The organism is Sediminicoccus sp. KRV36, assembly GCF_023243115.1.
Classification (GTDB): domain Bacteria; phylum Pseudomonadota; class Alphaproteobacteria; order Acetobacterales; family Acetobacteraceae; genus Roseococcus.
This window is the reverse complement of the sequence record NZ_CP085081.1, coordinates 1,856,484-1,873,237: the sequence shown is the minus strand read 5'-3', so window position 1 is coordinate 1,873,237 and position 16,754 is coordinate 1,856,484. Positions and strand designations below refer to the sequence as shown.

Annotated in this window: 21 protein-coding genes; 10 read left to right on the top strand and 11 right to left on the bottom strand. The window is 68.8% G+C overall.

Annotated features, from left to right (window positions below):
* Window positions 1–47 precede the first annotated feature (47 nt).
* The 7 genes from ihfB to LHU95_RS08535 all read left to right on the top strand — a co-directional run bounded on the left by ihfB (window position 48) and on the right by LHU95_RS08535 (window position 4,888).
* A complete protein-coding gene (gene ihfB, locus LHU95_RS08565; RefSeq protein ID WP_248710946.1) occupies window positions 48–350 on the top strand; it encodes an integration host factor subunit beta in 303 nt (100 codons plus the stop codon).
* Window positions 347–634: a LapA family protein gene (locus tag LHU95_RS08560; protein WP_248710945.1), complete on the top strand. Its 288-nt coding sequence runs from the start codon at window positions 347–349 to the stop codon at window positions 632–634. Before ihfB ends, LHU95_RS08560 begins: the two co-directional genes overlap by 4 nt.
* Before the next feature lie 15 nt (window positions 635–649).
* Window positions 650–1,363: an orotidine-5'-phosphate decarboxylase gene (gene pyrF, locus LHU95_RS08555; RefSeq protein ID WP_248710944.1), complete on the top strand. Its 714-nt coding sequence runs from the start codon at window positions 650–652 to the stop codon at window positions 1,361–1,363.
* Complete coding sequence (locus LHU95_RS08550) at window positions 1,360–2,022, top strand: phosphoribosylanthranilate isomerase (protein WP_248710943.1); 663 nt, start codon at window positions 1,360–1,362, stop codon at window positions 2,020–2,022. Before pyrF ends, LHU95_RS08550 begins: the two co-directional genes overlap by 4 nt.
* Before the next feature lie 34 nt (window positions 2,023–2,056).
* Window positions 2,057–3,298: a tryptophan synthase subunit beta gene (gene trpB / locus LHU95_RS08545; protein WP_248710942.1), complete on the top strand. Its 1,242-nt coding sequence runs from the start codon at window positions 2,057–2,059 to the stop codon at window positions 3,296–3,298.
* Entirely contained in the window at window positions 3,295–4,110 is an 816-nt protein-coding gene (trpA, locus tag LHU95_RS08540; protein WP_248710941.1) for a tryptophan synthase subunit alpha, read from the top strand. Before trpB ends, trpA begins: the two co-directional genes overlap by 4 nt.
* Window positions 4,111–4,411: 301 nt before the next feature.
* Complete coding sequence (locus LHU95_RS08535) at window positions 4,412–4,888, top strand: hypothetical protein (RefSeq protein WP_248710940.1); 477 nt, start codon at window positions 4,412–4,414, stop codon at window positions 4,886–4,888.
* Here the strand turns inward: LHU95_RS08535 and alaS are convergent.
* From alaS to LHU95_RS08480, 11 genes are all read right to left on the bottom strand, one after another.
* Window positions 4,878–7,520 carry an alanine--tRNA ligase gene (gene alaS / locus LHU95_RS08530; protein WP_248710939.1) on the bottom strand — a complete coding sequence of 881 codons (2,643 nt, stop codon included), beginning with the start codon at window positions 7,518–7,520 and terminating at the stop codon, window positions 4,878–4,880. The two genes, LHU95_RS08535 and alaS, sit on opposite strands and share 11 nt — an antisense overlap.
* A gap of 83 nt (window positions 7,521–7,603) precedes the next feature.
* Window positions 7,604–8,002 (bottom strand): AtzH-like domain-containing protein, encoded by a 399-nt coding sequence (locus tag LHU95_RS08525; protein WP_248710938.1) that lies wholly within the window; start codon window positions 8,000–8,002, stop codon window positions 7,604–7,606.
* Window positions 7,999–9,165 carry an amidase gene (locus LHU95_RS08520; RefSeq protein ID WP_248710937.1) on the bottom strand — a complete coding sequence of 389 codons (1,167 nt, stop codon included), beginning with the start codon at window positions 9,163–9,165 and terminating at the stop codon, window positions 7,999–8,001. Before LHU95_RS08520 ends, LHU95_RS08525 begins: the two co-directional genes overlap by 4 nt.
* A 54-nt stretch (window positions 9,166–9,219) precedes the next feature.
* Window positions 9,220–10,257, bottom strand: a complete 1,038-nt coding sequence (recA, locus tag LHU95_RS08515) for a recombinase RecA (protein ID WP_248710936.1) — start codon at window positions 10,255–10,257, stop codon at window positions 9,220–9,222.
* 108 nt (window positions 10,258–10,365) lie between these two features.
* Complete coding sequence (locus tag LHU95_RS08510; protein ID WP_248710935.1) at window positions 10,366–11,805, bottom strand: ATP-binding protein; 1,440 nt, start codon at window positions 11,803–11,805, stop codon at window positions 10,366–10,368.
* The gene (locus tag LHU95_RS08505; protein WP_248710934.1) at window positions 11,802–12,854 is read right to left on the bottom strand and encodes a flagellar type III secretion system protein FlhB; all 1,053 of its coding nucleotides are present in this window, start codon (window positions 12,852–12,854) and stop codon (window positions 11,802–11,804) included. The genes LHU95_RS08510 and LHU95_RS08505 overlap by 4 nt, the downstream gene beginning before the upstream one ends.
* A gap of 3 nt (window positions 12,855–12,857) precedes the next feature.
* The gene (locus LHU95_RS08500) at window positions 12,858–13,655 is read right to left on the bottom strand and encodes a flagellar biosynthetic protein FliR (protein WP_248710933.1); all 798 of its coding nucleotides are present in this window, start codon (window positions 13,653–13,655) and stop codon (window positions 12,858–12,860) included.
* Window positions 13,652–13,927, bottom strand: coding sequence for a flagellar biosynthetic protein FliQ (locus LHU95_RS08495; protein WP_248710932.1), 276 nt, complete (start codon window positions 13,925–13,927; stop codon window positions 13,652–13,654). The genes LHU95_RS08500 and LHU95_RS08495 overlap by 4 nt, the downstream gene beginning before the upstream one ends.
* A 46-nt stretch (window positions 13,928–13,973) precedes the next feature.
* Window positions 13,974–14,273 (bottom strand): flagellar hook-basal body complex protein FliE, encoded by a 300-nt coding sequence (locus LHU95_RS08490; RefSeq protein WP_248710931.1) that lies wholly within the window; start codon window positions 14,271–14,273, stop codon window positions 13,974–13,976.
* A gap of 12 nt (window positions 14,274–14,285) precedes the next feature.
* Window positions 14,286–14,693 (bottom strand): flagellar basal body rod protein FlgC, encoded by a 408-nt coding sequence (gene flgC, locus LHU95_RS08485; RefSeq protein ID WP_248710930.1) that lies wholly within the window; start codon window positions 14,691–14,693, stop codon window positions 14,286–14,288.
* 21 nt (window positions 14,694–14,714) lie between these two features.
* Window positions 14,715–15,101 carry a flagellar basal body protein gene (locus LHU95_RS08480; RefSeq protein WP_248710929.1) on the bottom strand — a complete coding sequence of 129 codons (387 nt, stop codon included), beginning with the start codon at window positions 15,099–15,101 and terminating at the stop codon, window positions 14,715–14,717.
* An 86-nt stretch (window positions 15,102–15,187) separates the two neighbouring features.
* On the opposite strand from LHU95_RS08480, the gene LHU95_RS08475 reads away from it, so the two are divergent.
* Genes LHU95_RS08475 through fliP form a run of 3 tightly spaced genes read left to right on the top strand, consistent with a single transcriptional unit; the run spans window position 15,188 to window position 16,498 of the window.
* Window positions 15,188–15,466, top strand: coding sequence for a hypothetical protein (locus tag LHU95_RS08475; RefSeq protein ID WP_248710928.1), 279 nt, complete (start codon window positions 15,188–15,190; stop codon window positions 15,464–15,466).
* Between the two features lie 31 nt (window positions 15,467–15,497).
* Window positions 15,498–15,761 carry a hypothetical protein gene (locus LHU95_RS08470; RefSeq protein WP_248710927.1) on the top strand — a complete coding sequence of 88 codons (264 nt, stop codon included), beginning with the start codon at window positions 15,498–15,500 and terminating at the stop codon, window positions 15,759–15,761.
* Window positions 15,758–16,498: a flagellar type III secretion system pore protein FliP gene (gene fliP / locus LHU95_RS08465; protein WP_248710926.1), complete on the top strand. Its 741-nt coding sequence runs from the start codon at window positions 15,758–15,760 to the stop codon at window positions 16,496–16,498. The genes LHU95_RS08470 and fliP overlap by 4 nt, the downstream gene beginning before the upstream one ends.
* Window positions 16,499–16,754 lie beyond the last annotated feature (256 nt).

The window sequence follows — 16,754 nt, the reverse complement described above, 5'->3', positions numbered from 1 at the left end:
AATGCGCAACTCGGCATGCTATGGCCGGGCAAAGCGATGAGGGCTCCATGACCAAAAGCGAATTGATCGCGCATCTCGCCATGCAGCACCCTCATCTGCGCCTGCCGGATATCGAATTGGTGGTCGGCACCATCTTCGAGGAGGTCAGCGCCGCCCTCGCCCGCGGAGACCGGGTGGAGCTGCGCGGCTTCGGCGCCTTCACCACCCGCAAGCGGGACCCGCGCCAGGGCCGCAATCCCCGCACGGGTGAGGCGGTGGCCGTCGCCGGCAAGGGCATGCCGCATTTCCGCCCCGGCAAGGAGTTGCGCGCCCGGGTCAATGGCGGCCAGGACCCCGGCGAGGGCGGGTGATCGCCTATCTCCTGCCCGCAATTTTCGCGGCGGCTCTCGCGGCTTTCGCCCTGGCCAATCCAAACCCCGTCATCATCACCTTCTGGCCCGAGGGATGGGTGGCGGAATTGCCGCTCTGGCAAGCCATCCTGGGCCCCTGTCTCGTTGCCTTCCTGGGTGGCGCGCTGACCGTCTGGCTCGCGCATCTGCCGGACAAGCGCAGTGCGGCGCAGCTGCGCCAGGCCGCCGCCCTGCTTGACGCCGAACTCGCCAGCCGCGATCCCAGGCCCGCCAAGCCGCGCTGAGGATGTATTCGAGTCATGCTGCACCGCCCCACCGGACCTGAAGGCCGGCTGATCGTCGCCCTGGATACGCCGGGGCTGGCGCGCGCCGAGGCGCTGGCCGGGCTTGTCGCGCCCGCCGCCGGGCTGGTGAAGCTCGGCCTGGAACTGTTCTGTGCGGCCGGGCCCCCTGCCCTGGCGCGGCTCGCGCCCCATGCGCCGGTGTTTCTCGACCTCAAGCTGCATGACATTCCAAATACGGTGGCCGGCGCGGTGGCTTCGCTGGCACCGCTGGGCGCCGCCATGCTCACGCTGCATGCGGGTGGCGGACCCGCCATGATCACGGCGGCACGCCGCGCGGCCGAGGCGGCCGGTGCCGCCCGGCCCATCCTGCTGGCCGTCACGGTGCTCACCAGCATGGATGCCGAGCAGCTGGGCGCGGTGGGGGTCGCGGGCGGCCCGGCGCAACAGGTGCTGCGGCTGGCGCGCATGGCCATGGATGCCGGCGCCGATGGCCTCGTCTGCTCGCCGCGCGAGGTGGCGCTGATCCGTGACGCGCTGGGCGATGCGCCGCTGCTGGTGGTGCCCGGCATTCGCCCGGCGGGAAGCGCCGCCGGCGACCAGGCGCGCATCGCGACACCCGAGGATGCGGTGGCGGCGGGGGCCGACTGGATCGTCGTCGGCCGCCCCATCACCGAGGCCGCGGACCCTGCCGCCGCCGCCGCCGCCATCGCGGCCAGCCTGCGGAGATGAGCATCGAGGTCAAGATTTGCGGCGTGAACTCGGCCGAGGCGCTGCGCTGGGCGGCCGATGCCGGGGCGGATTTCGTGGGCTTCGTCTTCTTCCCCGCCTCGCCCCGCGCGGTCACGCCTGCGCAATCCGGCGCCATTTCTGCCAGCCTGGCCGGCGGCCCACGGCGCGTCGGGCTGTTCGTGGACCCGGATGATGCGCTGCTGGAAGCCGCCCTCGCCACCACCGCCCTCGATGTGATCCAGCTGCATGGGGAGGAGACGCCTGGGCGCGTCGCCGCCATTCGCGCGCGCTTCGGGGTGCCGGTCATGAAGGCCATCGGCATCGCGACCGAGGCCGATCTCGCGCAGATCGCCCCCTTCGCCGAAGTGGCGGACCGGCTGTTGCTGGATGCCAAGCCGCCGCCCGATGCCGTGCTGCCGGGCGGCAATGCGGCCCCCTTCGAATGGCGGCTGGCCCGCCTGGCCCGGATCAACCGGCCCTGGCTGCTGGCGGGCGGGCTGACGCCGGCCAATGTGGCCGAGGCCATCGCGGCCAGCGGCGCGCCCGGGGTGGATGTCTCCTCCGGGGTGGAGCGGGCGCGCGGCGTGAAGGATGCGGGGCTGATCCACGCCTTCATCGCGGCCAGCAGGGGTTGGGAAAAGCCGCGCGCTTCTATATGAGAATGGGCCAACGCCAGACCCCGGGAATGCCCAGTTGAACCAGCTCCTCAAGCCCAATACCTACAAGAGCGGCCCTGATTCCGCCGGCCGCTTCGGCGGCTTTGGCGGCCGCTACGTCGCCGAGACGCTGATGCCGCTGATCCTCGAGGTTGAGGCCGCCTACGCCAAGGCCAAGGCGGACCCTGCCTTTGATGCCGAATGGCGCCGGCTGCTGAAGGATTATGTGGGCCGCCCCAGCCCGCTCTGGTTCGCCGAGCGCATCACCGAGCATTGCAGGGCGAAGGCGGAGCCCGGCCACGGGGCGAAGGTCTATTTCAAGCGCGATGAGCTGAACCACACCGGCGCGCACAAGATCAACGCCGTGCTGGGGCAGATCCTGCTCGCCCGCCGCATGGGCAAGAAGCGCATCATCGCCGAGACGGGTGCGGGCCAGCATGGTGTCGCCACCGCCACCGCCTGCGCGCTGTTCAACCTGCCCTGCACCGTCTTCATGGGCGCCACCGACGTCGAGCGGCAGCAGCCCAATGTGTTCCGCATGAAGCTGCTCGGCGCCGAGGTCATCGCCGTCACCAGCGGCGCCGCCACGCTCAAGGATGCGATGAATGAGGCGCTGCGCCACTGGGTCGCGAATGTCGAGGACACCTATTACTGCATCGGCACCGTGGCCGGCCCGCACCCCTATCCGATGATGGTGCGCGACTTCCAATCCGTGATCGGCGAAGAGACGCGCGTGCAGATGCAGGAGGCCGAGGGCCGCCTGCCGGATGTGCTGGTGGCCGCCATCGGCGGCGGCTCCAACGCGATGGGGTTGTTCTATCCGTTCCTGGATGACCCCTCCGTTCGCATGCTGGGCGTCGAGGCCGGTGGCCATGGCGTGGACACGCCGGAGCATGCGGCAAGCCTGACAGGCGGCCGCCCCGGCGTACTGCATGGCAACCGTACCTATCTGCTGCAGGATGAGAATGGCCAGATCCTGGAAGGCCACTCGATCAGCGCGGGGCTCGACTATCCGGGCGTCGGCCCCGAGCATTCCTGGCTGCATGAGCTCGGCCGCGTCGAATACGTGAACGCGACGGATAACGAGGCGCTGGATGCCTTTCAATTGTGCTCCAAGCTGGAGGGCATCATCCCCGCCCTCGAACCGGCGCATGCGCTGGCTCATGTGCTGAAGGTCGCCCCCACCCTGCCCGCCGAGACGCTGATCGTGATGAACATGTGCGGCCGTGGCGACAAGGACATCTTCACCGTGGCTGGCCATCTGGGCGTCAAGCTGTGAGCCGGATCCCCGCCAAATTCGCGGCACTCAAGGCAGCGGGGCGCGGCGCGCTGATCACCTATCAGCAGGCCTATGATCCCGACCCCGCCACGTCGCTGGCAATCATCCGCGGCCTGCCTGGCGCGGGTGCCGACCTCATCGAGGTCGGGATGCCGTTTACCGACCCGATGGCGGATGGCCCCTCCATCCAGCTGGCCGCGCAGCGGGCGCTCAAGGCCGGCGCCACCCTCGCCGGCGTCTTGGCGCTGGTGCGGGATTTCCGCACGGGGGACGACACCACCCCGATCGTTCTGATGGGCTACTACAACCCCATCCTGTCCTATGGCGTGGACCGCTTTTGCACCGATGCCGCCGCCAGCGGCGTGGATGGCCTCATCGTCGTGGACGTGCCGCCGGAGGAAGCCCATGAGATCGAGCCCCAGGCCAGGGCCGCCGGCCTCGATCTGATCCGGCTGGTGGCGCCGACCACAGATGACGCGCGGCTGCCGCGCGTTCTCGAGGCGACCAGCGGCTTTGTCTATCACGTTGCCATCACGGGCATCACCGGCACACGCAGCGCCAGTGCGGCGTCGCTGGAATTGGCGATCCCGCGCATCCGCCGGCACACGGCGCTGCCCATCGCCATCGGCTTCGGCATTCGGACCCCAGCCCAGGCGGCTGAGGCCGCCGCGCTGGCCGATGGCGCCGTGGTTGGCACCGCCCTGGTGGATACCCTCGCCAAGTCGCTGGACGAGCAGGGCCGCGCCAAGCCCGACAGCGTACGCAAGGTGCTGGACCAGGTCCGCGAATTGGCCGACGCCGTCCGCGGCTGAACAGGGCAAGGCGCGGCGGCGCTGAGGAAGTGCCCTACGCGGAAAGGCTCCAAGACTCATCCGGATCGAACGTGGGTCTGGCGAGCGAAATACCGGACCAACGGTCGGGACAGTCGGCCATGCGGCAAACGCGGTGCTCTCAATGCATAGCGTCACGCCGGAGGCGCATATGCCGTCGCTGACTGTGACGGCACCATTCATGCCGTCGACGGGGCGGCCACTACGGTCAGCGCTCTTACGTCTGTCCCGTAACCGCCCGAAGGGCACTTGAATCAGGAAAGCGCATCACCGAAAAAACATGATGCGCGCGATGCTTGACTCGATGGTTACCGACCACTTTCTGGCTAGTCCCGAAGTGCGGGCACAGGCGGATGCATTGGTGCGCGATCGCCGGTTAACTTTATTGACCACTCATGTGCAACGCGATCAGGTCGGCCAAACTCCAGACGAAGCAAAGCGCGCCGGCCTTCTTGCTGTTCAGCAACGGTTGACGCCCATTGCAACCCACGGACTGGTTTGGGATATCTCAAACTGGGACGAAGGATACTGGGGCAGTCCCGAGGCAGGAGAACGAACTGTTGCGCTTGCCGGCAACTCACCAAAGCACATGGCAGACGCCCTAATAGCAGTAACCGCCGAAGCAAACTCGGACGTTTTAGTTACCGATGACGCCCGCCTGCGAAAGCGCGCAGAGAGGCTCAATTTCGCCAAGCCCATTTGGAGTTTCGATCAACTGGCCCAGTGGATCGCCTCCGAAAGCGAGATAGCTACGCCGTAGCCAGCGCAATCTTGACCGCGGCGAGCGCTTCCTCGGCCTTATCCGCATCCGGTCCGCCCGCCTGGGCCATCTCGGGCCGGCCACCGCCGCCCTTGCCGCCCACGGCGGCCGAGGCCGCGCGCACCAGCATCACCGCATCGGCGCGGCCCTTGGCCACCTCGCCCACGCCGACCACGATGCTGGCCTTGCCCTCGGCCGTCGAGACCAGCGCGACCACATCCGCCGCACCGCCCTTGAGGATGGCCTCGGCCAGGCCCTTGAGTTCCTTGCCCGGCATGTCGCCCAGATGGCGCAAGGCGAGGCGCAGCCCGGCGACGGTTTCCACCTCGATGCCAGCCGTCGCCATCTTCTTGCGCGTCTCGGTCAGGTCCCGCTCCAGCTGGCGGCGATCCTCCACCAGCGCCAGCACGCGGGCCGGCAGATCGGTCGGGTTGACCTTCAAGGCGGCGGCCGTCTCGCGCAGCAGGCGGGATTCCGCCTCCATGGCGGCATAGGCGGTGGCCCCCGTGATCGCCTCAATGCGGCGTACGCCAGCCGCGACGGCGCCTTCCGAGACCAGGCGAAACATGCCGATATCGCCGGTGCGCCGCACATGCGTGCCGCCGCAGAGTTCGATAGAGTAGTGGCCCTTGCGGTCCACCGCCGCGGGGTCATGCCCCATGGCGACGACGCGGACTTCCTCGCCGTATTTCTCGCCGAACAGCGCCATGGCGCCTTCGGCCACAGCGGCATCGGGCGTCATCAGCCGGGTGGTGACTTCGGCATTCTCGCGGATGCGCGCATTCACCTCGGCCTCGACCCAGGCGAGGTCCTCGGCGCCGATCGGCGTGGGCTGGGAGACGTCAAAGCGCAGGCGATCGGGCGCAACCAGTGAGCCCTTCTGCGCGACATGCGTGCCCAGGCGCCGGCGCAGCGCCTCATGCAGCAAATGCGTGGCCGAGTGGTGCGCGCGGATGGCGCCACGCCGCGTCGGGTCCACCTCGGCGATCACCGCCTGGCCGACGGTGACATCGCCGCTTTCCACCTTGCCGATATGCACGAAAAGATCGCCCAGCTTCTTCTGCGTGTCGCGGATGCGGATCACCGCATCGCCCACGCGGATCACGCCGGCATCGCCCTGCTGGCCGCCACTTTCGCCGTAGAAGGGCGTCTGGTTCAGGATGATCGAGACATCGCGGCCCTGGGCGACGCTATTGACCGAACCGCCATCGGCGATGATGGCGGCGATGGTGCCCTCGGCGCGCTCGGTCGAATAGCCGAGGAACTCCGTGGCGCCGAGCTTCTCCTTCACGTCGAACCAGAGCGTCTCGGTCGCGGCCTCGCCACTGCCGGCCCAGGCGGCGCGGGCGCGCTTCTTCTGCTCGGTCATGGCGACATCGAAGCCCGCCACATCCACCTGGCGGCCCTCGGCGCGCAGCGCGTCCTGCGTGAGATCGAGCGGGAAGCCGTAGGTGTCGTAGAGGCGGAAGGCGACGTCACCCGGCAGCGCCTCGCCGGTGCCAAGCTTGGCCTTCTCGGCCTCCAGCAAGCCAAGACCGCGATCCAGCAGCGTGCGGAAACGCGTCTCCTCCAGCTTGAAGGTCTCGGTGATGAGGGAGGCGGCGCGGCTGAGTTCGGGATAGGCGGCGGCCATCTGCCGCTCCAGGGCCGGGAACAGGCGATGCAGCAGCGGGTCCACGGCGCCCATCATGTGCGCGTGGCGCATGGCGCGGCGCAGGATGCGGCGCAGCACATAGCCGCGGCCCTCATTCGAGGGCAGCACGCCATCGGCCATCAGGAAGGCGCCGGCGCGAAGGTGATCCGCCACCACGCGATGGCTGGCGCGGAATTCGCCATCCGGTTCCTGCCCGGTCAGATGGGCGGATTCGAGGATGATGGCGCGGAAGGTATCGGTGTCGTAATTGTCGTGCTTGCCCTGGAGGATGGCGGCGAAGCGCTCCAGCCCCATGCCGGTGTCGATCGAGGGGCGGGGCAGCGGGTTCCGGGTGCCCTTGGGCTCCTCCAGATACTGCATGAAGACCAGGTTCCAGATCTCGATGAAGCGGTCCCCATCCTGATCGGCGCTGCCGGGCGGGCCGCCGAAGATCTTGTCGCCATGGTCGAAGAAGATTTCCGAGCAGGGGCCGCAGGGGCCGGTGTCACCCATGCGCCAGAAGTTATCATCGGTGTCGATCCGGATGATGCGGTCCTCGGGCAGCCCCGCAATCTTCTTCCAGAAGCCCGCCGCCTGCTCATCCTCGGAATAGACCGTCACCAGAAGGCGGTCCTTCGGCAGGGCGAAATCCTTGGTGATCAGGTTCCAGGCGTGTTCGATCGCCTGCTCCTTGAAGTAGTCGCCAAAGGAGAAATTCCCCAGCATTTCGAAGAAGGTATGGTGGCGGGCGGTGTAGCCGACATTGTCCAGGTCATTGTGCTTGCCGCCGGCGCGCACGCATTTCTGCGCGGTGGTGGCGGTCACATAGTCGCGCTTCTCCTGGCCGATGAAGGTGTTCTTGAACTGCACCATGCCGGAATTGGCGAACATGAGGGTCGGATCATTGCGCGGGACAAGCGGGCTGCTCTCCACCACGCGGTGGCCGTTGCGCGCGAAATAACCCAGGAAGGTCGCGCGGATATCGTTGCTGCTGCTCATGAAGGGGCGCCCAAAAACTCTGTGGGCGTGGAATTACCCCGCCATGCCGGCAGCCTCAATAGCAGGGGCTCAATAGCGGGGGCTCAATAGGCTGGCGTGGCCTCCGTCACCGAGACATGCGCCGAGACCACCTTCCAGCCCAGATCCGGGAAGCGCACCCAGGTCTGCGTCTGCCGCGCCGGCAGATCACCACGGCCGCGCATTTTGAAGATGAGGTTCACCACCGCCATATCCCGGCCAAGTGTGAGGATATCGAGGCGCAGGCGCTCCAGCTTGATGCCGGGGCCAGGCGGGCGCGCCACGCGATGGGCGTGGATCTGATCAAAGCCATAGCCGTTTTCGTGGATAGCGAGGCGGCGCGTATGCGGTGAGTTCCAGAAGGTGTCGTCCAGCACCTCCACATTCTTCGTGATCAGCGCCTCCTCGTAACGTTCGAATTTCTGACGGACTTCCTCGACGATTTCGGGGATGTTCGGGGTCATGCATGAGCCTCCAGGGCCAGGGCGGTTCGAATGAGGAGCGCATCGGCCCCGCGCGCGCCGATGAGCGAGAGGCCAACCGGCCGCCCATCCACCAGGGCACCCGGGATGCTGATCTGCGGATGGCCGGCCAGGCCGCCTTGCGCGCAAAGACACAGGATCTGGTCCCGCAGCGGCGTCAGCGCGCCCAGCGGCAGCCCGGCCCGGGGTGCCGGGAAGGGTGTGGTGGGCATGGCGAGCACGGTGCCTGGCGGCAGCAGGAAGCGCATGCGCCCGCGCACCTCACGCCGCATCAGCTCCGCCCAGCCGCGATCCGCCTCGCTGGACATGATGCCCATGACGAGGGCCTTGGCCACGCTGAACGCAAAGCGCGGATTGTCGCGCTCCACCCATTCGCGGAATGTCTCCCAGGCTTCGACCGGTTGCAGCACGCGCTGGGCGCGGCCCCAGACAGAAAGGCCGGGTGGGGCCATCACCTCGAACCGCGCATCGGGGATGAGGGCCTTGAGCCGGCGCACCATCGGCTCCAGCGCCGCGGCCGTCGCGGGTTCGGCGAAGCCGAAGGCATCGCTTGCGATGATCAGGCGTGTGGGCAGGGCTTCCGGAATCGCCTCGCCCAGCAGCACTTCGGAGACGCGGGCGAAGGTCGCCGCATCGCGGGCAAACCAGCCGGTGGTGTCGCAGCTTGGTGCCTGGGGCAGCATGCCGGTCAGGTCCAGCCGCCCATGGGTGGGGCGAATGCCGTAAAGCCCGCAGAAGCTGGCCGGCACGCGGACGGAGCCGCCGGTATCGGTGCCCAGCGCCGTGTCGCAAAGCCCCTGCGCCACGGCACTGGCCGAGCCGGAGGAGGAGCCGCCAGGCACATGGCCCGGGGCCGCCGGGTTCAGCGGCGTTCCCTCAAAGGCATTCTCGCCCAGGATGCCGAGCGAGACCTCATCGGTGATGGTCTTGCCCATGAGCGTGGCCCCGGCATCGAGCAGCGTCTGCACCGCCCAGGAGTGCCGGGTGGGCAGGGGGTTCTGCCGCGCCCAATCGGGGTTGCCGCCGCCGGTCGGCTGGCCGGCGATGTCGAACAGGTCCTTGGCGGCGAAGCTCAGGCCCGAGAGGGGGCCAGCGGCCCTCCCCTCGATCCGCACGGAAATGCCAGGGACGAAGGGGGAAGTCATGCGGCGCGCTCCAACGAATCAGGCGCGCAGCTTGGCTGTGCCTGGGCCGGCTGGCTACTCCTCCTCGGCCGGCGCATCACTGTCGGGCGCCACCATCATGGCGCTGGCGACAACGGTGGCCTGACCGCGGATGCGCTTCTCGATGCTGTCGGCCATCGCGGGATTGTCGCGCAGATACTGCTTCGCGTTTTCCCGACCCTGGCCGATGCGCTGGCCGTCGCAGCTGAACCAGGCGCCGGATTTCTCCACGACACCCGCCTTCACGCCGAGATCCACCAGCTCACCCACCTTGCTGATGCCCTCGCCATACATGATGTCGAACTCCACCTGCCGGAACGGCGGCGCCATCTTGTTCTTCACCACCTTCACGCGGGTCTGGTTGCCGGTGGTTTCCTCGCGGTCCTTGATCGCGCCGATACGGCGGATTTCGAGCCGGCAGGAGGCGTAGAATTTCAGCGCATTGCCGCCCGTGGTGGTCTCGGGGTTGCCGAACATCACGCCGATCTTGAGGCGAATCTGGTTCAGGAAGATCAGCAGCGTGTTGGAACGGCTGACCGTGCCCGTCAGCTTGCGCAAAGCCTGGGACATGAGGCGCGCATGCAGGCCGACATGGGTATCCCCCATCTCGCCCTCCAGCTCGGCCTTGGGCACCAGGGCCGCCACGCTGTCCACCACCAGCACGTCAATCGCGCCGGAGCGGACCAGCGTATCGGCGATTTCCAGCGCCTGCTCGCCGCCATCGGGCTGGCTGATCAGCAGGTTCTCGACATCCACGCCCAGCTTGCGGGCATAGCCGGGGTCCAGCGCGTGCTCGGCGTCAATGAAGGCGCAGGTGCCGCCCTTCTTCTGAGCCTCAGCGATGGCATGCAGCGCCAGCGTGGTCTTACCCGAGGATTCCGGGCCGTAGATCTCCACGATGCGCCCCTTGGGGAGCCCGCCAATGCCAAGCGCCAGATCCAGCCCCAGGGAGCCGGTGGAGATCACCTCGATCCCCTCCATGGCGCTCTTGCTGCCCATCCGCATGATCGAGCCCTTGCCGAAAGCCCGCTCGATCTGGCTCAGCGCGGCGTCAAGCGCCTTCCCTTTTTCCATCCTGGAGATTCCTTACAACCCATGGCGGTATGACCCGGCCAGATTACACGCAAAACAGAAAGCCCCAAACCGCCCTTGGCCCGAAACTTCGCCCGCGCTGATGTTCTATTAATGTTCTTTTTTGAACCGCGCCGCAAGAGGGATGAAAGCGCCAGCCACCGCCATTTTCAGCGCATCCGGCGTGTAGGGCTTGGCCAGGAAGCGAAAACCCTCGGCCGCCAGATCCGAATCCACCACCGCCGCCGCGTAGCCCGAGAGCAGGAGAATCGGGACCTCCGGCAGGATGGCGCGCGCCGCCCGGGCCAGGGCCAGCCCGTCCATGCCGGGCATCGCCACGTCGGTCGCGATCATGCAGGGGCGCAGGCCGGCTTGCAGCTGCTCCAGCGCCTCCTCGCCATCCAGGGCCGAGACCACCTCGAACCCGGCCTGTTGCAGGCAAAGCCCGGCCACCCGCAGCAGCGAGGGCTCATCATCCACCAGCAGGATCGGCCCGACCGGCGTGGCGAGCGGGATGGGCTGCGGGATGGGCAGCACCTCGGCCGGCCCCTCATGGCGCGGCAGCAGGACGCGGAAGGTGGTGCCGTGGCCCGGCTTGCTCTCCACCTCCATCTGCCCGCCCAGCTGGCCGATGATGCCCTGCACCGTGGCCAGGCCGAGGCCCGTCCCGCCCTGCTCCAGCTTGGTGGTAAAGAAGGGCTCGAAAATCCGTGGCAGCACCTCGGGCGGGATGCCGGGGCCGTTATCCGTGACCTCGACCATCGCATAGCGCCCCGCTGGCAGGGCCAGGCTGTCCAGCACCAGCCGCCGCCCCGTGGTGATGCGCAACACCCCCACCCCCTTCATCGCATCCCGCGCATTGACGACGAGGTTCATCAGCACTTGGTCCCATTGCGAGGGATCCACGCGAATGCGCCGGGCGGGCTCCTGCAGATCGAGCGATATCTCAATGCGTGCGCCCAGCAGGCGCGGCAGCATGCCGGCCAGTTGCCGGATGGAATCGTTCAGGTCCAGCACGCGCGGCGCCATCACCTGCTGGCGCGCGAAGGCCAGCAATTGCCGGACCAGGGCCGAGCCGCGCTGCGCGGCATTTTCAATGGCCTCCAGCTCCAGCAGGGCGGCCTCATCGCGCGCCCCGTGGCGCAGCGTGCCGGCCGCACCCAGCACCACCGAGAGAAGGTTGTTGAAGTCATGCGCGATGCCGCCCGCAAGCCGGCCCAAAATCTCAAGCCGCGCACCCAGGCCCGGCGCCATCGGCTCCAGCAGCAGAAGCGCGCCGGCGGAGGCGCCCAGCGGCACGAGGCGCAGCAACCCCACCGCCTCGACCAGGACGGGGGCCGGATGCGCGCCACCCAGCGCCGCATGGATGGCGGCCTCGGCCGCGGGGAAGAGCCGCGCCGCCACATCGCCGGGGCGGATCAGCACGGCGCCACCCAGCGCGCCACGCAGCGCCGCATTGGCCAGCACCACGCGCCCGGCCACATCGAGCAGCGCCGCCGAGTGGGGCCAGGCCGAGAGCACAACCTCGGCACCGGGGGCCCGGACGGTCATGGGGCGCCCCGCAGGCGCATCACATAGGCGATGATCTTCGCCGCCGCGTCCCAATGCTCCGCCGGGATTTCGGCATCCAGCTCGACGCGGTAGAGCGCCCGCGCCAGGGGCGGATCGGGCATCACGGGCACACCCGCCTGCCGCGCCACCTCACGGATCCGCGCCGCCATCGCATCCACCCCCTTGGCCACCACCTTCGGTGCCGCCGATTGCCCGGCTTCATAGGCGAGGGCAATGGCATAATGCGTCGGGTTGGTGATCACCACGGTGGCGCGCGGCACGGCGGCCATCATCCGCTTGCGGCCCGCCGCCTCGCGCAGTTGCCGCAGCCGGGCCTTGATCAGCGGATCGCCGTCGCTTTCCTTCGCCTCCTCCTTCAGTTCCTGCCGCGTCATCCGCAGCCGGTCCAGGTGGCGGAAGCGCACCACCAGGATGTCGGCGATCACCAGCAGCGCGAAGGCGGCCAGCGTGGCGGCCAGCAGCCGCAGCACGCCCCGCCCGGCCGCATGGAACATCTCGGCCGGCGGGGCCGAGAGCACGGCGGAGAGGGCCGGCAGATCCGCCGCGATATACCAGAGTGCGGCCGCGACAATGCCGATCTTCAGCACAGAGCGCGCGAATTCCAGCAGCCCCTCCGCGCCAAAGAGCCGGCCGAAGCCGGAAATCGGCGAGATTTTCGCAAGGCTCGGCGTCAGGCCCGTCAGCGAGACAGCACCCCGCGTCTGCGCCAGCGTGGCGGCCGTGGCGCCGAGGATGGCCGCGGCGGTGATCGGCCAGGTGACGTCCAGGAACAGCCACAGCCATTCCAGCCCCGCGACCGCGACATTCAGCTCATGCCCGCGGCCCAGCGTGCCCCGCATGGAAGCCGCGATGTGCTCGATCTGCCCCGGCAACAACAGCGCCGCCATGAAGGTGGAGGCGAGCAACGTGGCAAAGCCCACCGCCTCACGCGAGAGCGCGACATTGCCTTCCGCCGCCGCCTGCTCGATCCGCCGCGGGGTGGCGGCTTCGGTTTTCTCGGCGGCTGCCTCGCCATCCTCCTCGGCCATGGCTCAGCTGCCCGGCAGGCGCAGGAAGCCCTGCGTCATGCCACCCCACCACAGCGACAGCATGCCGGGCAGAAGCAGCATGAGCAGCAGGAACCCACCCAGGATCTGCACCGGCGCCGCCACCACGAAGACCTGCGCCTGCGGCGCCAGCCGCGCCACGAGACCCAGTGCCGCATTAAGGAAAATCGCCGCCAGGACGAAGGGGGCCGCCAGTTGCATGGCCAGCGCCAGGCTATCCGCCGCCATGCGCGCGATGGTCTCGGCCGCGGCACCCAGCGGCAGGCCCGCCCCCGCCGGCAGCACGGCATAGCTCTCGACCAGGGCCCGCAGCGGCAATTCGTAAAGACCCGTCGCCAGCATGAGCGCCGCCGTGGCGAGCGAGAACATGCGGGCCAGCGCCGTGGCGGTCACCCCCAGCACCATGTCGCCCTGCAAGGGCGAGGCGAGGCCGATCAGCAGCGCCACCACCTGCCCCGCCTGCGAGAGCGCAAGGGCGAGGAATCGGGCCAGCAGGCCGATCCAGATGCCGGTGAAGATTTCGGCCATGAGCATCAGCCCCAGGCTGGCCACATCCTCGGGCATGGCGGGCAATGTGGGGGCGAGGATGGGCAGCAGCGCCAGAACCAGCCCGAGCGCGAGCGCCACCCGCAGATTGGCCGGCACCTCGGCCTCGCCAATGCCCGGCAGCAGCATCACCGCGGCCCCCAGGCGGCACAGGATCAGCACCGCCTGGAAAGCGAGGCCCGGCAGCGCGGCCAGGAGTGCCGCGTCCGCCAGGTTCAGGCCGGGCGTCGCACTCACGGCAGCCCACCCACGGCAATCACCTGGTCGAACAGCCGGCCAGCCCAGGCCCGCATGAGCCCCGTCATGAAGGGCCCGCTGACCAGCAGCAGCCCGGCGATGGCGGCCAGCTTCGGCAAGAAGGCGAGCGTCGCCTCCTGGATCTGCGTCAGCGCCTGCAACAGCGAGACGGCGAGCCCGATGACCAGCACCACCAGCAAGGGCGGCCCGGCCAATTGCAGGGTCACCCAAAGGGCCTCTCGCATCGCCATGGCGACGGGTTGTTCCAGCATATCGCCCCACCTCCTGTGGGTGCGCAGCCCGGCCAGCGGTCTCCCGCTAGATCGGCATGCGCATCACGTCCTGATAGGCGGTCACCACGCGGTCCCGCACCGCGGTCGCCGTCTGCAGGGCGAGTTCCGCACGGGAAATCGCCAGCACGACATCCGTGACGCTGCCCTGCCCCGTCAGCGCCTGGGTCGAGGCGGCATCGGCGCTGCGGCCGATATCAATGGCGTTCTGGGCGGCGCGGCTCAGCGCCTCGCCGAAGCCGGCACCCTGGCTGACCGCCTCGGCACCCCCCATGGCGGCGCGATAGGCGGCCGCGGCTCCGGAAATTGCGAGGCTTGGCGTGACCATCGGCGCCGCCCCTTACCGCAACGTCTCGATGGCACGCATCAGCATGCCACGCGTTGTCTCCAGCACCGCCAGATTGGCCGAATAGCTGCGATTGGCCTCACGCATGTCCATGTTCTCCACCAGGCTGTCCACATTGGGCGTCTTGACGTAGCCGCGGGCATCGGCCGCTGGGTGGCCGGGCTCGAAGCGCTCGGGGAAGGCGCGCTGGTCCTGGCCGATGCGCGAAACGCGCAGCGTCTCGGCCCCCAGGTTGCGATCCAGGCGGCTGCCGAAGGTCACGGTCTTGCGACGATAAGGATCGGCGCCGGGCGATTGCCCGGTGCTGTCTCGGTTGGCGATGTTTTCCGCCACCACGCGCAGCCGCGTGGATTGGGCCGCCATGCCGGCCGCGGAAATCGAAAGGGCACGATCCAGATCCATCAGCATTCTCCTTTGCGGGTGTCAGCGGCCAAGCGTCATGCGAAACAGGCCGACATATTTGCGGTGCAACCCCATCGCGAGCGCGTGCGCCTGGTCGGTCTCGGCGATGCGGATCGCCTGCTCATCGAGGGAGACGGCATTGCCGTTGGGCGTGCGTTCCGTCACGCGGCGCTCCTGCACGGCCAGAGCCGAGGCGCGGGCGGGAACCAGGTGCCGCGCATCGGTCGTGATCATTGGCGGCTTCGCGCGATGGCCGCGCAGCACGTCGCGGAACGGCACGGCATCGCTGGGCCGGAAGCCGGGCGTATCGGCATTCGCGACATTCTGCGACAGCAGCCGCTGGCGCGTATCGAGCCAGGCCAGGCGGCGTTCCGCGAGCGAGACAGGGCTGGTGCTGATCACGTCCATGGGCGGCATCCAACAGGGTTTTGATGAAGAAAATCTGAAGGCCGCCGCTGAGGAATTCTTAACCTTCCGCAGGGCATTCCTGGGCCATGGCGAACCGGACCCCAAACCCCGAAACAGCGCGCGCCGAATTCGAAGTCGCCGCCACCCTGGCGGCGATCGAGAGCCTGCAGGGCACGCTCACCATGGCCCGTGCGCTGGTGCTGGCCGGGCGCAGCGTGGACCTCGCCGGGCTCGACCGCGAGGCCGCGCGGCTCTGCGCCGCCGTCGCCTGCCTGCCCGGCGATTCCGGCCAGGCGCTGCTCGGCTCCCTGGCCGGGCTCGCGCAGGAGATTGACCTGCTGTCCCGCTGCCTCGCCGAGCCTTGATCCTCCCTCCAGCGCAGGCAGGAGGCCGCGCATGTCAACCACCGCCCATCCCGCGATGATCCTGCAGGCCGTGGCCGCCCTGGCCGCCGTGCTGCTGCTGGCCTGGGGGGCGGCGCGCATCGCCCGCCGGCGCGGGCTTGCGACGGCCGTGCCGGGCCGGCTCAACATCCGCTCCGTGCAGGCGCTGGATGCGCGCCGCCGGCTCGTGCTGATCGCCTGTGACGGCCGCGAAGCCCTGCTGCTGACCGGCCCCGCCGGCGACCAGATGCTGGGCTGGCTGCCCCCGCCGCCATGAAGTTCATCGCCGTGCTCTTCACCACCACCCTGGCCGCGCTGCTGCTGTGCGGCGCGCCCGCCCTCGCGCAGTCCGTCTCGCTCGATCTCGGCGGCAACCAGCCGGGCGCCACGGCGCGCCTCGTGCAGCTCACCGCGCTGATCGGGCTGATCTCGCTCGCACCTTCGCTGCTGGTCATGGCCACGGCCTTCACCCGCATCGTCATCGTGCTGGCGCTGCTGCGCACGGCCATCGGCGCGCAGGGCGTGCCGCCCAATCCGGTGTTGATCGGCCTCGCGCTGTTCCTCTCCTTCTTCGTCATGCAGCCGGTGCTGGACCAGGCCTGGACGCTGGGCGTCGTGCCCATGAATGAAGGCCGCCTGACGGAGCTGGAAGGCCTGACCGCCATGGCCGAGCCCTTCCGCAAATTCATGGCCGCCAATGTGCGCGAGAGCGACGTCAACCTGTTCAACCAGCTCGCGCGGCTGCCGGTCACAGCGCCCGAGGCGGCGCCCTTCCGCACGCTGATGCCGGCCTTCCTCGTCACCGAACTCAAGCGCGCCTTCGAGATCGGCTTCCTGCTGTTCCTGCCCTTCCTGGTGATCGACATGGTGGTGGCCTCCATCCTCATGTCGCTCGGCATGATGATGCTGCCGCCCTCGGTGGTGGCGCTGCCCTTCAAGCTGATCTTCTTCGTGCTGGTGGATGGCTGGGCACTGCTTTCCTCCAGCCTCGTGCAGGGGTTCGTGCTGCCATAGTGCGGCGTGGACGGGCGGATTCACGCCTGCGGGCCAAGCGGCCCTGCGGCGATCCGAACCGGTGAAAGGCGGATTCACGCCTGCGGGCCAAGCGGCCCTGCGGCGATCCGAACCGGTGAAGGGCGGATTCACGCCTGCGGGCCAAGCAGCCCTGCGGCGATCCGAACCGGTGAAGGGCGGATTCACGCCTGCGGGCCAAGCGGCCCTGCGGCGATCCGAACCGGTGAAGGGCGGATTCACGCCTGCGGGCCAAGCG

Coding starts and splice junctions, on each gene's coding strand:
- LHU95_RS08495 (WP_248710932.1), bottom strand. CDS start 13,927: ATGCTGGAACAACCCGTCGCCATGGCGATGCGAGAGGCCCTTTGGGTG.
- LHU95_RS08480 (WP_248710929.1), bottom strand. CDS start 15,101: ATGGACGTGATCAGCACCAGCCCTGTCTCGCTCGCGGAACGCCGCCTG.
- LHU95_RS08535 (WP_248710940.1), top strand. CDS start 4,412: ATGCGCGCGATGCTTGACTCGATGGTTACCGACCACTTTCTGGCTAGT.
- LHU95_RS08490 (WP_248710931.1), bottom strand. CDS start 14,273: ATGGTCACGCCAAGCCTCGCAATTTCCGGAGCCGCGGCCGCCTATCGC.
- LHU95_RS08510 (WP_248710935.1), bottom strand. CDS start 11,805: ATGACCGTCCGGGCCCCCGGTGCCGAGGTTGTGCTCTCGGCCTGGCCC.
- LHU95_RS08520 (WP_248710937.1), bottom strand. CDS start 9,165: ATGACTTCCCCCTTCGTCCCTGGCATTTCCGTGCGGATCGAGGGGAGG.
- LHU95_RS08475 (WP_248710928.1), top strand. CDS start 15,188: ATGGCGAACCGGACCCCAAACCCCGAAACAGCGCGCGCCGAATTCGAA.
- recA (WP_248710936.1), bottom strand. CDS start 10,257: ATGGAAAAAGGGAAGGCGCTTGACGCCGCGCTGAGCCAGATCGAGCGG.
- LHU95_RS08550 (WP_248710943.1), top strand. CDS start 1,360: ATGAGCATCGAGGTCAAGATTTGCGGCGTGAACTCGGCCGAGGCGCTG.
- flgC (WP_248710930.1), bottom strand. CDS start 14,693: ATGGATCTGGATCGTGCCCTTTCGATTTCCGCGGCCGGCATGGCGGCC.
- LHU95_RS08505 (WP_248710934.1), bottom strand. CDS start 12,854: ATGGCCGAGGAGGATGGCGAGGCAGCCGCCGAGAAAACCGAAGCCGCC.
- fliP (WP_248710926.1), top strand. CDS start 15,758: ATGAAGTTCATCGCCGTGCTCTTCACCACCACCCTGGCCGCGCTGCTG.
- LHU95_RS08525 (WP_248710938.1), bottom strand. CDS start 8,002: ATGACCCCGAACATCCCCGAAATCGTCGAGGAAGTCCGTCAGAAATTC.
- alaS (WP_248710939.1), bottom strand. CDS start 7,520: ATGAGCAGCAGCAACGATATCCGCGCGACCTTCCTGGGTTATTTCGCG.
- pyrF (WP_248710944.1), top strand. CDS start 650: ATGCTGCACCGCCCCACCGGACCTGAAGGCCGGCTGATCGTCGCCCTG.
- LHU95_RS08470 (WP_248710927.1), top strand. CDS start 15,498: ATGTCAACCACCGCCCATCCCGCGATGATCCTGCAGGCCGTGGCCGCC.
- ihfB (WP_248710946.1), top strand. CDS start 48: ATGACCAAAAGCGAATTGATCGCGCATCTCGCCATGCAGCACCCTCAT.